The organism is Flavobacterium hibisci, from assembly GCF_020026925.1.
GTDB lineage: Bacteria > Bacteroidota > Bacteroidia > Flavobacteriales > Flavobacteriaceae > Flavobacterium > Flavobacterium hibisci.
The window spans coordinates 181,495-196,681 of sequence record NZ_JAIQDW010000009.1; the positions used below are offsets into that span (position 1 = coordinate 181,495).

Here is a 15,187-nt window from a genome sequence, read left to right on the forward strand (position 1 = left end):
ATTCAGGATTGAGATAATTTTGCAAATTTTTAAACAGATCGATTACTTGTTTTTGTAATCGATAATTTTAAGTTTTAATTAGGAATATTTTTGAAGAATGTATTTAAACCGGCTTTGGATATTGTTTTTTAATAGTACGAATGAGCTCCTCAAGACCATTTAGCTTTAACTCATAAATAAGCTGAAGCTGCTGTCCCAACTCTCCTTTCGGAAAACCTTTATTATGATACCATACCACATAATATTCAGGTAAATCAATTAAAAAGCGTCCTTCGTATTTACCGAATGGCATTTTAGTATGGGCTAATTTTATAAGTTGTTTTTTATCCTGTTCCATTTTTAAAAATAAAAAAGAAGCAAGAAAAAAGAATATCTCTTTCCTGCTTCTTTAAATGCTGTAATTGTATTTTTTATTTCCAGTTGAAAATAACTTTTTTTTCAATATCCGGGTGAAGACTCAAAAATACCGGACATGCCATTGCAGCACGTTCTAAGATTGTTTTGCTTTTTTCATCAGCATTGCTTCTCAGTTCAAAAACAATTTCAATAGCACCAATTCTTCTTGGTTCAGCATTCATAATTTTAGTTACATCTGCAGTTGAATCAACTAAATCTACATTTAAATCACGGGCTTTGATCCCCATAATAGTAAACATGCAGCTTGCTAAAGCATTTGCTACAGTATCTGTTGGAGAAAACGCCTCTCCTTTTCCGTTATTATCTAATGGTGCATCCGAGATGATTTCGCTTCCCGATTGTACATGTATTGATTTTGTTCTTAAATCGCCTAAATAGGTTACTTTGGATGTCATTAATTTGCTACTTTTAAAGTTAAATCTGAATCGTAATATAAAATGTAAACGCCTTTGTTTGCGTGTCCGCCATCTTCTTTTTTATAATATTGAAATTTATTATCAACCTGTTCAGTTGTCATTAAATCTGCTGTTTCCTGGTATGTTTTCCCCTGAACCAGACGCATCATGGTATCAAAAGTTACATCAAATCCACGTGTTGCATACGTATTTGGATTTACTTTATTTTTCAGCCTGTATTCCTTTTCAAAAATTAAAACCCTAGATTCGTCGCTTTCGCGGGAAACTGACGGGTACATCAATTTTAATTTTACCAGGTTTTCAAAATAGATTTCATCTGTATCTAAAGTACTGTTTGGTTCTAAAATCACCAACTGTATCTGACATGTTTTTTGTGCTTCAATCAGAGCTTTAATCGTATATTTTACCATAGCTGTATTAGCAGTCTCCATTACCACATAATTCATTTTATTTGGCAATAATAAACTTTTCAGACTGGCTACGTCCAAACCTCCTGTTTCCGTTAAGGAGGCAAATGCAACTCCTTTTTGGTTTTGTTTGATATAATTTATAACGGATTCCTTTTTCTTATCAACTACAGCTACAATATTACCATTTTTAGAACGCATATAATCAAAAACGGTATTTCTGACCACATCTGTTGTTGGTATTGACTGATATAAGTTATCAATTGGGTTCGCAGCATCTTTCGACAACGGCGAAATCACAGGTACATTATGCAGACGTAGTGTATTAGCTGTGGTTTCTGCATTAGTTTGATAAAATGGACCTATAATTGCATCGGCATCCTGCAATTTATTTTGCGTAATCAGACTCGGAATATTTGAAGTACTTTTTGTCTCCTGTGAATCATAAATTGAAATATCAATTGGAAGTTTCAAAGTTTTTGCAGAATCAATTGCCATCATTGCCCCTGAATAAAAATCCAGCGTCATATTTAAAAACTTATCCGTTTTTACACGATTAGCAAATCCTACAGTATCATTTTGAATTTTAGCTATATTAAAAGGCAATAACAAAACCAGCTTTTTACGTTCATTCTGACCTCTCTTTTTGCTTAATTCTACTACTTCAGGGTCAGCAGATTTTACCTTTTCAAGAATTTGAATTCCGCCTTTATTTTCTGTTGGCTTTGCTGTCTGTTGTCTTGGTTCTTCTTTTACAATTGGAACAGGAGCTAAATAACCTGACGGAACTTTAATCACCATACCTTCTTTTACACCTTCCGAAAGGGATGGGTTTAATTCCGTTAACTCCTCCTGAGTAAGATGAAATGTTCTTCCTAAACTGTAAAACGTTTCTTTAGGCTTTACCTGATATTCCATATAAGTAGTTACTTTTTTTGAAGTTTCAGCCGGTTTGACAGCATTTCCAACTGAAGCTGTAGTTTCTGATTTTGGAGCCGTTCCTTTTATAGTTAATCGGTACCCAACAGGCAAATTCGAAACAATTTCAGGATTGCGTTTTTCTAAATCTTCAATAGTTGTGTTGTATTTTTTTGCAATAGAAAATTTGGTTTCTTTTGCCACAACATCATGATAAACATATTTTTCAGTTCCTTTATCTTTTGCTTTTTTATCCAATGATGAAGCACTTTTTGAAGCAAAACCTTTTGCAGGAATTACCAGTTTCTGACCAATCTGAACACCTGACTTTTCCAAGAACGGATTCGCAGCTTTCAAATCTTCTTCAGAAACACCATATTTTTTTCCGATACTAAAAAAGGTTTCTTTTGGCTGTACTTCATGAACAACTTCTTTAGCATTTCCGTTCTTTTTAACGGAATTTTCATCTTTTTTGACAGATGCTGTTTTTCCGCTGCTATTCGGAATCAATAAAACCGTGTTCGGTTTCAAAGAAGTTCTCGCATCAGGATTTAATTCATAAATATCATAAGGAGTAACCTTAAATTTTTGCGCAATCTGATTGATTGTTTCTCCTGCTGAAACAGTGTATTTAATCACTTTTCCCTGAGAAAAAGCAGAACACGTCATAAAAAAAACAATAGAAAATACGGTGAAAAAATATTTCATAATAGATATTAAAAACAATTATTCTTTATGTGAACAAGATACTAATTTCTGCTTAAAACAAAAATCAGACCGAAAGTTAATTCTTTACTAATTATTACCTGAGATCAATTTCTGCCTTAGCAATAATGATATTTTTATATAACTCATCCTCTTCCTTTTTCTTGCATTGATACAGCACTTCTTCCATATTGTGGTATTTATCGGAATAAACATAATAAGAAAGGCTGTTAATATTAAAGAAAAAACTCGCATTAAAATCTCCTGAATCAATGAGTTTCATGATAAATTGATCTCTTGGGGCAGCATCTGTAAATGTACCTAAAACCAAATAATATCCGTTTGAAACTTCTTTAAGATTATCAAAAACTTCAATTTTTATATTTTTCTCGTTTTTAAATGGATTTTCCCTGAGTTCCTTTTTCATTTCTTCCATCGAAATTATTTTTGAAACTTCAGCTAAATCCGATTCTTTTTGATTTTTAATTGCCTCATCCTGATATTTTTTTAGTTTTATCAAAGCCAGTTTATCATCAAATTCCCTGGCTTCCATACTGTAATAAGAAGCTTTGCTGATATGTCTTTTTACCTCAATTTTTTTCTGAACATCAAGCGAATCAATTTTTGCAATTAAAAGCTGATTTTTTACATCTCCTTGTTCCTGTTCAATTTTATAGCGTTTGATTTCTTCTAATGAAAGTCGCTGCTGTATTGAGGTAGTATTGTTCTTTTTTTCGCTTTCGCGGATTTTTTTCTTATACTCCTGATTTTCCTCAACAGCTATCTTTTCAACTTTATTCATTAAATCAGCGTATAATTTTCGGTTTTCAGCTAATTCCTTTTTAAGCCCCGAAGATAGCTCACTCGTTTTACCAATACGCTCATACGATTGTTTTTCTAATCGTTTTGATTCATCCACATTCAGAATATCCATTCTTTTTAATTCAACTAAATCATTATTCATCGTATTGACCAATGAATCTAATTTTTTCATCAAAATATCCTGCACATTTTTATTGGCCTCTAAAACCAATCGCAATTTCTCAACCGAATTTTCTTTAGACCCATTGAGATCATTCAGATTCATTTTCAGATCATTGATTTTTATAATTTTCTGATTCATTTCTTTCTGAACCATCAATCTGTCTTTTAAATCATCGATTTCAGCCGTTTTTACTTTGGTTTTTTCAACCACAACTTGTTTTTCAGCAAGAGCCAGCATCAGTTCTTCGCTTTCATTAGCTGGTTTTATTGCTTTAGTATTGATAGCTAATTTATTCCCAACAACCAGTCCGTTTACGATTTCAGGATTTTGGGATTCGAGTTGATCAATTGAAATACCATATTTTTTAGAAATGGAAAATTTAGTTTCTTTAGGCTCAACCACATGAAAAACAGTTTCCTGATTAATAACACGAACCCTACCGTCGAGCGTTTTTCTTTTGTTCGGAATCGCAATCACCTGACCAATTTGTAATCCGTTCAGGAGTAAATCTTTATTTAAGTTTTCAAGATCCTGAACCGAAACATTGTATTGTCTGGCAATACTAAACAATGATTCTTTTGCAAGAACCTGATGTTTAATTTTAGAAGATGTGGTAATTTCAGTTTTTGAAGCGTTAGAAGCATTTTTAGGAATTACTAATTCCTGACCTATCTGAAGTCCGTTAGCCAGAATTGGATTAGCATTCTGAAGGGCTTCTACAGAAACATTATATTTTTTTGACAAACCGTACAATGTTTCTTTTTCACCAACAATATGAACAGTCTGCTGGTCCTGATTTATTTTTTGCAGAGAATGAACGGGAATCTTAATAATTTGATTGTCTTTGATTCCGTTTTGAGATTCGGGGTTGAGTTTGTAAATTTCATCTACAGAAACCTTGTATTTCTGGGCAATAAAATAAGCGGTTTCTCCTTTTTGAATCTTATGCTCAATAATTGAATCTTGCGCAGTTATTTTGCTAAAAGACAAAATAAACACAAGAGAAATCGTTAAAAGTTCTCTCATAAATAGTAGGTTATAAAAAATTAAGGCCTTACAAATGTAAGACCTTAATTTTAAATTATGCTATTATTCCCACTCAATTGTTGCAGGTGGTTTAGAACTAATATCGTAAACAACGCGATTCACGCCTTTTACCTTGTTAATAATGTCGTTTGACACTTTCATCAGGAAATCGTAAGGTAAATGAACCCAGTCAGCTGTCATACCATCTGTTGATTCAACAGCTCTAAGGGCTACTACTTTTTCGTAAGTACGCTCATCGCCCATCACACCAACACTATTTACCGGAAGAAGGATTGCTCCTGCCTGCCAGACTTTATCATAAAGTCCCCATGATTTTAATCCTTCGATGAAAACAGAATCTACATCCTGTAAAATTCTAACTTTCTCAGGCGTAATGTCTCCTAAGATTCTAATTGATAATCCAGGCCCCGGGAAAGGATGTCTTCCTAATAATTCCGGATCTATTCCTAATGTAGCGCCTACTCGTCTTACTTCATCTTTGAAAAGCATCCTAAGCGGTTCTACAATTTTTAATTTCATATAATCCGGCAATCCACCCACGTTATGGTGCGATTTAATGGTAGCCGACGGTCCTTTTACAGAAACAGATTCGATTACGTCAGGATAAATTGTTCCCTGCGCTAACCATTTTACGTCTTCTAACAAGTGTGATTCATCATCAAAAACTTCGATAAATACGCGACCAATGGTTTTACGTTTGGTTTCAGGATCACTGATTCCTGCTAATTCGCCAAGAAAACGATCTCCAGCGTCAACACCTTTTACATTTAATCCCATTCCTTTGTATTGGTCTAATACGCTTTGGAATTCGTTTTTACGTAAAAGTCCGTTGTTAACAAAAATGCAGTATAAATTTTGTCCGATTGCCTTGTTTAATAAAACCGCTGCTACTGTAGAATCAACTCCACCAGATAAACCAAGAACCACTTTATCATTCCCTAGTTTTTCTTTTAACTCTGCTACCATTTCTTCTACGAAAGCGTTTGGTGTAAAGTTTTGAGGAACTTCAGCAATTTTAACTAAGAAGTTCTCCAGCATTTTTGATCCGTCTGTAGAATGGAAAACCTCTGGATGGTACTGAATTGCATAAGTAGTTTCACCTTCAATTTTGTAAGCTGCGAATTCTACGTCATGCGTGCTTGCTAATTTTACAGCATTTGTTGGAAGCGCTTTGATACTATCGCTATGACTCATCCAAACCTGGCTGTTTTCTGAAACTCCCTCAAAGAACGTTTCATTTTCTTTAATATAAGACAAGTTAGCTCTTCCGTATTCTCTTGTATTTGAAGCTGCTACTTCTCCACCGCTGAAATGTGCTAAGTATTGCGCCCCGTAACAAACGGCAAGCATTGGAAGTTTACCTCTTATTTGCGATAAATCAGGATGTGGAGCATCTTCTGCACGAACAGAAAAAGGGCTTCCTCCTAAAATTACTGCTTTATAAGGTGATAAATCACTAGGAAAGTGATTGTAAGGAAAAATTTCGCAGAATATATTTAATTCGCGAACTCTACGCGCAATAAGCTGAGTATATTGCGATCCGAAATCTAAAATAAGTACGTTGTGTTGCATGCGCAAAAATACTTTTTATATTCGAAATTGAAAAATCGGAACAATGAAAAATTATATTTTTTTTATTGTTCCGATTTTATAAGTTAAAAGTCTTAATTTATCAAAGACAAAAATACATAGCTTTATTTCTTCGAAGCTTGCTGAATCGTTGTTTTACCTTTTGTGAATACTTTATCCTCCTTTATAATAATAAACTTAGCTTTAAATCCTGTATCCAGATTATTCCAGGCATCAGATAAAACAAGATGGCCTTCAGCATCGTAAAATTCAAATCCACCGGTATTTCCTCCTAAAGAACCTCTATTAAGAGCCTCTATATCAAATGCATTAAAACCTTCATTAAAAATTATTTTAAATTCTTGGAAATCGCTCCTTAATGTCATTTTTTCTACTATAACATTTTGATTAAAAACTGCTTTAATCAAGTCACCATCGATTGCACCGACATCACGGCATTTTATGATAAAATAAGCAGAATTTGTATAGATATTACCGAATTCAAGATTCTTTCTTACTAATGGCCCTCTGTCTTCTTTTAGTCCGGCATCTGTCAAAGCTTTATCCAAATCTTTCTCCATTTTACCAACATAGCGATCCCCCGGATTAGCGAATTTATTCTCTGTTGACATCGAAAAATTGCTTTTTTCCTCCCCTATATTAAATCTGGATTTTGGAGTTATACTGGTATTATCAAAAACATTTGGCGTATTGATACTTGGAATATCAGTATTTTGCGACTCTGGATTCTTAACTTCAGGAGCAGGAAGTTTTTTAGGTTTAGCATCAAACTTTGGAGCAGGAATAGACTTAAAGCCCGAATTAAATTCTCCCTGTGCAGAAACGGTCAGTGCTGAAAAAAACAATATGAAAAATAAAATATGCTTCATTGAAAAAGTAGTTATCGAATCGGCTTAAAATTTTATAAAATCAAAAATCTTATATCGCAAAAATAGCATAATTTACTTTGCAGATACAACTTTATGACTTTTATAACACTCTGTTAAGCTAATTTTTGGAATCAAAAAACCTGCCACTTTACTATTATTTCATAAAAAATATTTTACTCCAAAAAAATTAAAATCTCAAAACTGTTTCCGGAAACATAATTATTTTAATGCTTTAAAAGAACCATCATCATTTTGATAATTAACAACTTATTCTTAACTTAATGATCTAAATTTATACATCTCAAAAATGCAGAAAAATGGATTATATCGATTATTATAAAACATTAGGAATAACGAAATCAGCCACTGAGGCCGATATCAAAAAGGCTTATCGAAAGCTTGCAAGGAAACATCATCCTGATTTGAATCCGAATGATAAAGAAGCTGAGAAAAAATTCAAAGAAATAAATGAAGCCAATGAAGTTTTAGGGAATCCTGAAAATCGTAAAAAATATGATAAGTATGGAAAAGACTGGCAGCATGCAGATGAATTTGAAAAAGCCGGATATAATCCGAATCAGCAGCAATATTCCGGACGCCAGCAAGCCAGTCAGGACTTTTCTGGTTTTGGCGGGGGTAATTTCTCTGAAAATGATTTTTCAGATTTTTTTAATTCGATCTACGGCTCAGGACGAAGCAGCAGAGGTCAGTCAAAATACCGCGGTCAGGATTTTAATGCTGAATTACAATTGGATTTAGCTTCTGCTTACACCACTCACAAACAAAGTCTGACCGTTAACGGAAAAAACATCCGAATCACAATTCCTGCTGGTGTAGAAAACGGTCAAATCATAAAAATACCGGGACATGGCGGTTTAGGAGCAAACGGAGGACCTAATGGCGATCTATATATTACGTTTCTGATTGAAAACAATTCTGATTTTAAACGCGAAGGCAACAATCTTTATGCTGATGTAGATCTTGATTTATATACTGCCATTTTAGGAGGTGAGATTAATGTCAAAACTTTTGATGGAAAAGTAAAAATAAAAGTCCCGGCAGAAACACAAACGGGAACAAAAGTGAAGCTCAAAGGAAAAGGGTTCCCTGTGTATAAAAAGGAAAATCAGTTTGGTGATTTATTTATTACCTATAATTTAAAAATACCAACCCAATTATCCGAAAGGGAAAAAGAATTATTTCAGGAATTAGCTAAAATAAGAAATCATGAGTAACAAAAATTTAATTCAGATTAAACAATTTTGTCTGTACCACGAAATTGAAAATACTTTTATAAAAGAACTGAGCAATTATGGGCTTGTTGAAATTATTGCTTTAGATGAAGATGAATACCTGCACTCTGAACATCTGCCTACAGTTGAGAAAATGATCAGGCTGCATTACGATCTTAAAATAAACCTTGAAGGAATTGATGCTATTACGCATTTATTAAACAGGATTGAGGTTTTGCAGCAAAGTCTGAATGCTACTCAAAACAGGCTCAGGCTTTTTGAACAACATCAAATCGAATAGCTATATATTCATCACTTAAATATCACAAAAAAGAACGAATTACAGCATGATTTCAAATAATTTTCATCCCTTTTTGACGGTATATTTTATAAATTGCAACGCAATTTAATTAACCCGAATTTGTTTTAAAATTTTATAAAACGATTCAATAAAATAGAAAAAATGAAAAGAGAAAACATCTTAACAGGATCACCGTGGGAAGACAAAATGGGATATTGTCGTGCTGTAAGAATTGGCAATATTATTGAAGTTTCCGGCACTGTGGCAATTGTTGATGGCGAAAAAGTGAAGGCCGATGATGCTTATGCACAAACTTATAATATTCTGGAGCGTATTGAAAAAGTATTAGAAGATTTGAATGTTGGAATGAAAGACGTTATCAGGACCCGAATTTTCACAACCAATATTGCTACTTTTGAAGATGTAGCCAGAGCGCATGCTGTTTTTTTCAAAGATGTCAAACCAACGACCGGATTTTATGAAATCAGCAAATTGGTTGCACCTGAATATTTAGTTGAAATTGAATTTACAGCTGTAGTACAGGAATAATTTTTTTGCCACGAATTTCATCACAGACTTTTAAAATTCATTTTAATTGGTGAAATTCGTGGCAAACTTTTTTAAATGAACCTTCAAAAACTAAAAGAAGCACTCCTGACCATTTTCAAATGGGCTTTCATTTGTACTTTAATTGGCTTCTTTTCAGGATCAGCATCAGCTTTCTTTTTAGTTTCACTGGAATTTGTTACACAATTTAGAATTCAACACCAGTGGATTATCTGGCTGTTACCGCTAGGCGGGCTATTAGTTGGATTCAGTTATTATTATTGGGGCGAATCTGTTGTAAAAGGAAACAATTTACTGCTTGAAGAATATGAAAATCCTCAGAAAGTAATTCCGTTTAAAATGGCTCCTTTAGTACTTTTGGGAACCTTACTTACTCACTTATTTGGCGGATCTGCCGGTCGTGAAGGAACTGCTGTACAAATGGGCGGTGCTATTGCCGATCAATTCACAAAACTTTTCAAATTAGATCATTCCGAAAGAAAAATTCTGATTATTCTTGGAATCAGCGCAGGTTTTGCATCTGTTTTCGGAACACCTCTAGCAGGTGCTATCTTTGCGGTCGAAGTTTTATATTTCAGTAAAATCAATTTTAAGAGCATCGTTTTATCGTTTTTAGTCGCGTATGTTGCTTATTTTACTGTTGAGTTTTGGCAGGTAAAACATACACATTATAGTATTCCGGTTGTTCCAGAATTCAATCTCACTACATTATTTTACACGATTATTATTGGAATAGTATCCGGATTAACTGCTTTGCTTTTTTCCAGAAATGTTCATTTTTGGAGTTCTTTTTTCTCAAAAAACATCAAATTTCCACCATTCAGACCTTTTATTGGAGGAATCATTTTAGCCATTGCCATTGCAGGTTTCGGACTCACAAAATTCTCAGGCTTAGGAGTTCCGGTAATTGTAGATTCTTTTTTGAACACTAATCCATGGTATGATTTTTTGCTTAAAATATTGTTTACCGGATTTACTTTGGGTGCCGGTTTTAAAGGTGGCGAAGTAACTCCTTTATTCTTTGTAGGCGCTACTTTAGGAAGCGCATTGTCTATTATTATTCCAATGCCAATTGCACTTTTGGCTGGTCTGGGATTTGTAGCTGTATTTTCAGGCGCTACCCACACTCCTGTTGCCTGCACTATCATGGGAATGGAATTATTTGGGATTCAGCCAGGGATTTTTATTGCGATAGCCTGTACAATTGCTTATTTCTCTTCGGGTCCTGTTGGGATTTATAAGTCTCAAATTGTAAAAGGCGCCAAATATAAACTGTATCAAAAGATAAATTTCAAATCAAAAAAATCCAAATTCCAAAACTTCTAACTGAAATTATAAATTCAAATTGTTTCTTAGTGAATTGCCAGAAACAATAATCTAAACTTCGATTAAAAATCCAGAATTTAAACTCATAACTTCTAACTCCTGACGCATAATTTGTAAAAGTGTGTTAATCTATAAAATGATTTCAGCATTACATTAAAAAAATGTAAATTCGCACACTATGAAAATACAAGATATTCAGGCAATACAATTGTTGCTTGCTGCCCCAAAGAAAATTGCAATAATTCCGCACAGAGGACCAGATGGCGACGCTATGGGTTCTACCTTGGCACTATACCATTTTTTATTAAAAAACAATCATCAGCCAACCGTGATTGCTCCAAATGATTTTCCTGATTTCTTAGCGTGGCTTCCGGGTTCTGAAACTGTAAAAATATTTGAAAAAGATACTCAAAACTGCACCAAAATATTAGAAGAGGCTGAGCTTATTTTTACACTTGATTTTAATGCTTTTCATCGTACGGGTGAAATGGAACATACTTTAGCAAAACTGACAGCTCCATTTATCATGATCGACCATCATGAAAAACCACATGATTATGCAGCTTACACCTATTCTGATACTTCGTTTGGTTCTACTTGTGAAATGATTTATAATTTCATTTTATTTTTAAACAAAAAAGAAGACATAGACAAAACTATTGCAACCTGCATTTATACCGGAATACTAACTGATTCAGGTTCCTTTCGCTTTCCTAAAACAACAGGAAATACCCATCGTATAGTAGCAGAATTGATTGATTTAGGCGCAGATAATACTGAAATACCGGTTTTATTGTTTGATAATAGTTCATACAGCCGTTTACAACTCTTAGGACGAGCTTTGCAAAATATGAAAATTTTATCGACACATAAAACTTCATATACATCCCTGACTCAGGAAGAGTTAGATTCTTTTAATTATGTAAAGGGCGACACAGAAGGAATAGTGAATTACGGACTAAGTATAAAAGATATTGTTTTTACGGCTATTTTTATCGAAAACAAAGAAGAGAACATTATTAAAATATCTTTCCGTTCACAAGGCGGATTCGATGTAAATCAGTTTGCAAGAGATTATTTTAATGGCGGCGGACATATCAATGCTGCCGGTGGAAGATCTGATGTTTCAATGGAAGAAACCATTAAAAAGTTTGAAGATTTAGTAACTAAACTAAAAATATAACCCAATATGAACTACATAAAACGAAGCATTTACACCTTGCTTTTTACTGTTTTATTTATTAGCTGTAAACATCATGAAGAAGCCAGAAGACCTATTTCCCAGGCTTCCGGTACTTTTATGAAAAAATCGGCTGACAGAAACAAAAAACTGGTTGCAAGCGAAGAGGATGTGATAAAAAAAATTATCAAAAACAATCCAAAAGTAAAATACTACGCCACCAGAAAAGGATATTGGCTGACTTATGACCAAAGAAATCTAACGGATACACAAACTCCTAAAAAAGGAGATATTGCCTATTTTAATTTAGAAATAAAAGACATTGAGGGCAAAATTATCTATTCTGAAGCCGAACTTGGCCCACAAACCTATTATGTAGATAAACAAGATATCATGATGGGACTGAGAGACGGAATCAAATTGATGCATAAAAATGAAACCGTAACTTTCCTGTTCCCATCCCATATTGCGTATGGATATCACGGAGACAACAAAAAAATCGGAACCAATCAATCGTTAATCTGCACAGTCACTCTACGCAATTTCGTTCCTGACACTAATGCAACAGGAACTATGGCTGCAGACTCGACAAGACAAACTACAACGAAACAAACTCCAAAAACTACAGCAGCAAAACCAGCAGCTGTAGCTAAAAAAGACACATTAAACCCATAAAACAACATTTTAAAAATGAAAAAGAGTATTTTACTATTACTATTAGCCGTTACTTCATTTTACTCCTGTAAAAACGAAAACAGCAATTTACCTGACGGTTTATATGCTGATATTGAAACGAACAAAGGGCATATTATAGTTGCATTAGACTATAAAAAAGCACCGATAACTGTTGCGAATTTTATAACTCTGGCAGAAGGCAAAAATGAATTCGTAACGAAAGATTACCTGAAAAAAAAGCCCTTTTTTGATGGATTGAAATTTCACAGGGTTATTGAAAATTTCATGATTCAGACCGGAGATCCGGAAGGAACAGGCTCTGGAGATACGGGTTATAAATTTAAAGATGAATTCTCAGATTTAAAATTTGATAAACCAGGTGTGCTGGCAATGGCTAATAACGGACCTGGAACAAACAGCAGCCAATTCTTCATTACACATGTAGAGACTCCATGGTTAGACAATAAACATACTATTTTTGGACATGTTGTTGATGCAAAAGATCAGGAAGTAGTCAATAAGATTCTTCAGAACGATACTGTTGTTGCTGTAACTATTATTAGAAATGGTGAAGATGCCAAAAAGTTCGATGCTGTAAAAGTATTTCATGATTATTTTTCAGAGATTGCAAAAGAACAAAGTAAATATGCAGGAGTTCAGAAAGAAAAAGCAGCTTCTTTGGCTGCCTTAAAAGCAAAAGCTACAAAAACAAATAGTGGCTTACAATATGTAATTACTGAAAAGGGATCAGGAAAAAAACCAGCTGCAGGTACACAAGTTTACATTAATTACTCAGGTTTTTTAGAAGACGGAACTTTATTTGATTCCAGCTCTCCGGAGATCTCAAAAACGTTTGGAAAATTTATTCAGGCAAAAGCCGATGCAAACGGATATCAGCCAATCCCTTTTACGGCCGGAAATAAACAAGGATTGATTCCTGGATTTATTGAAGGAATTGAACAGCTTTCTTTTGGAGATAAAGCCGTTATTTTTATTCCGTCACATCTCGCATATGGCGAAACCGGTGCAGGTGGTGTGATTCCGCCAAATGCTAATATTATTTTCGAAATCCAATTATTAGAAAAGCCATAAAAAATTTAAGAACACATAATCTGAACTATAATGAAATATAAATTCTTATTTCTTTTTTGCCTGGCAATACTTAATATTCAGGCCCAAACTACCAAAAAACCTATCGCGAAACAAAAAGCGGGAACAACAAAACCAGCGTCTAAAACAACAACTAAGACAAATAATCCTGCGGAAGGTATTTTTGCTACTATTTCAACAACAAAAGGCGACATTGTTTTGACTCTGGAATATGTAAAAGCGCCTGTAACGGTTGCCAATTTTATTTCTTTGGCGGAAGGTACAAACCCTGATGTTAAAGTGGAAAAACTCAAAGGAAAGCCATTTTATGACGGATTAAAATTTCACAGAGTAATCAATGATTTTATGATTCAGGGAGGTGATCCTGATGGAAACGGTACTGGAGGGCCAGGATATTCCTTTAAGGATGAATTCGTAAATGAATTAATATTTGACAAAGGCGGTATTTTGGCGATGGCTAACTCAGGTCCGGCTACCAATGGAAGCCAGTTTTTCATTACACACAAAGAAACGCCATGGTTAAATGGTAAACACACTATTTTTGGACATGTAGTTTCAGGAATGGACAATGTAAACAAAATTGTTCAGGACGACATCATGACAAAAATAACTATAACGCGTAAAGGCGCTGCAGCAAAAAAATTCGATGCATTAAAAGTTATTGCCGATGATGCTAAAAAGGAAGAAGCTAAAAAAGGAGAAGCGCAAAAAGTAGTTAAAGAAAAAGCGGCTTATTTTGAAGCCATGAAAGCTAAAGCCACAACAACTGCTTCTGGTCTAAAATATGTAATTACACAAAAAGGAACTGGCCTAAAAGGCGCCGAAGGATCTACGATTTATTTTCATTATGCAGGATATTTTGAAGACGGAAATCTTTTTGACAGCAGTATGCCAAATGTAGAAAAAGCATACGGAAAATATAATCCGAACAGGGATGCACAGGGAGGTTACAAATCTTTTCCTTTTACTGTAGGCAAAAAAGACGGTATGATTCCCGGATTTATTGAAGCACTTGATATGATGACAGACGGAGATAAAGCCATCTTTTTTCTTCCCTCAAATTTAGCCTATGGCGAAAAAGGTGCCGGTGGAGTCATTCCGCCAAATGCAACTTTGATTTTTGAGATTGAAACCTCTGCAAAACAGCAATAAAAATTTTCGATAGAATTTATAAAAACAAAAAAGAGGCTGTCTCAAAAGTGAGGCAGCTTTTTTTGTGGCATAAAAAAAAGGAAAGTTTTCGCTTTCCTAATTCTTGCAATTTAATTAAATTGCGGTGTGTGTATAGCTTCAAAAGTAGTCTTTAAAGATTACATTCCCAACCAAAATGTGCTTTTTCCTCCGAATTTATCGGAGCTTATTGACAGTAAGCACCCTGTAAGAATAGTTTCTAATATCGTTGATGGTCTGGAACTAAAAAGCCTAATCCATAAATACAAGCC

At 34.2% G+C, this 15,187-nt stretch carries 14 protein-coding genes; 8 read left to right on the top strand and 6 right to left on the bottom strand.

Annotated features, from left to right (window positions below):
* Window positions 1-103: 103 nt before the first annotated feature.
* The 6 genes from K8B81_RS11460 to K8B81_RS11485 all read right to left on the bottom strand — a co-directional run bounded on the left by K8B81_RS11460 (window position 104) and on the right by K8B81_RS11485 (window position 7,354).
* Entirely contained in the window at window positions 104-337 is a 234-nt protein-coding gene (locus K8B81_RS11460) for a DUF3820 family protein (protein ID WP_223681620.1), read from the bottom strand.
* Between the two features lie 73 nt (window positions 338-410).
* The gene (locus K8B81_RS11465; protein ID WP_223681621.1) at window positions 411-812 is read right to left on the bottom strand and encodes an OsmC family protein; all 402 of its coding nucleotides are present in this window, start codon (window positions 810-812) and stop codon (window positions 411-413) included.
* Window positions 812-2,866 carry a PBP1 and LysM peptidoglycan-binding domain-containing protein gene (locus K8B81_RS11470; RefSeq protein WP_223681623.1) on the bottom strand — a complete coding sequence of 685 codons (2,055 nt, stop codon included), beginning with the start codon at window positions 2,864-2,866 and terminating at the stop codon, window positions 812-814. Before K8B81_RS11470 ends, K8B81_RS11465 begins: the two co-directional genes overlap by 1 nt.
* Before the next feature lie 94 nt (window positions 2,867-2,960).
* The gene (locus K8B81_RS11475; RefSeq protein ID WP_223681625.1) at window positions 2,961-4,874 is read right to left on the bottom strand and encodes a LysM peptidoglycan-binding domain-containing protein; all 1,914 of its coding nucleotides are present in this window, start codon (window positions 4,872-4,874) and stop codon (window positions 2,961-2,963) included.
* 63 nt (window positions 4,875-4,937) lie between these two features.
* A complete protein-coding gene (guaA, locus tag K8B81_RS11480; protein ID WP_223681627.1) occupies window positions 4,938-6,467 on the bottom strand; it encodes a glutamine-hydrolyzing GMP synthase in 1,530 nt (509 codons plus the stop codon).
* 122 nt (window positions 6,468-6,589) lie between these two features.
* The gene (locus K8B81_RS11485; protein WP_223681628.1) at window positions 6,590-7,354 is read right to left on the bottom strand and encodes a hypothetical protein; all 765 of its coding nucleotides are present in this window, start codon (window positions 7,352-7,354) and stop codon (window positions 6,590-6,592) included.
* 317 nt (window positions 7,355-7,671) lie between these two features.
* Here K8B81_RS11485 and K8B81_RS11490 point away from each other — a divergent pair, with 317 nt between their 5' ends.
* The 8 genes from K8B81_RS11490 to K8B81_RS11525 all read left to right on the top strand — a co-directional run bounded on the left by K8B81_RS11490 (window position 7,672) and on the right by K8B81_RS11525 (window position 14,897).
* Complete coding sequence (locus tag K8B81_RS11490) at window positions 7,672-8,589, top strand: DnaJ C-terminal domain-containing protein (protein WP_223681631.1); 918 nt, start codon at window positions 7,672-7,674, stop codon at window positions 8,587-8,589.
* On the top strand, window positions 8,582-8,887 hold the full coding sequence (locus K8B81_RS11495; RefSeq protein ID WP_223681633.1) for a chaperone modulator CbpM: 306 nt from the start codon (window positions 8,582-8,584) through the stop codon (window positions 8,885-8,887). The genes K8B81_RS11490 and K8B81_RS11495 overlap by 8 nt, the downstream gene beginning before the upstream one ends.
* A gap of 162 nt (window positions 8,888-9,049) precedes the next feature.
* On the top strand, window positions 9,050-9,436 hold the full coding sequence (locus K8B81_RS11500) for a RidA family protein (protein WP_223681635.1): 387 nt from the start codon (window positions 9,050-9,052) through the stop codon (window positions 9,434-9,436).
* Between the two features lie 75 nt (window positions 9,437-9,511).
* The gene (locus K8B81_RS11505) at window positions 9,512-10,780 is read left to right on the top strand and encodes a chloride channel protein (RefSeq protein WP_223681636.1); all 1,269 of its coding nucleotides are present in this window, start codon (window positions 9,512-9,514) and stop codon (window positions 10,778-10,780) included.
* Between the two features lie 178 nt (window positions 10,781-10,958).
* Complete coding sequence (locus K8B81_RS11510; RefSeq protein WP_223681638.1) at window positions 10,959-11,963, top strand: DHH family phosphoesterase; 1,005 nt, start codon at window positions 10,959-10,961, stop codon at window positions 11,961-11,963.
* Window positions 11,964-11,969: 6 nt separating this feature from the next.
* The gene (gene gldI / locus K8B81_RS11515; RefSeq protein WP_223681639.1) at window positions 11,970-12,635 is read left to right on the top strand and encodes a gliding motility-associated peptidyl-prolyl isomerase GldI; all 666 of its coding nucleotides are present in this window, start codon (window positions 11,970-11,972) and stop codon (window positions 12,633-12,635) included.
* A gap of 15 nt (window positions 12,636-12,650) precedes the next feature.
* The gene (locus K8B81_RS11520) at window positions 12,651-13,727 is read left to right on the top strand and encodes a peptidylprolyl isomerase (protein WP_223681641.1); all 1,077 of its coding nucleotides are present in this window, start codon (window positions 12,651-12,653) and stop codon (window positions 13,725-13,727) included.
* 30 nt (window positions 13,728-13,757) lie between these two features.
* A complete protein-coding gene (locus K8B81_RS11525) occupies window positions 13,758-14,897 on the top strand; it encodes a peptidylprolyl isomerase (RefSeq protein ID WP_223681643.1) in 1,140 nt (379 codons plus the stop codon).
* Window positions 14,898-15,187 lie beyond the last annotated feature (290 nt).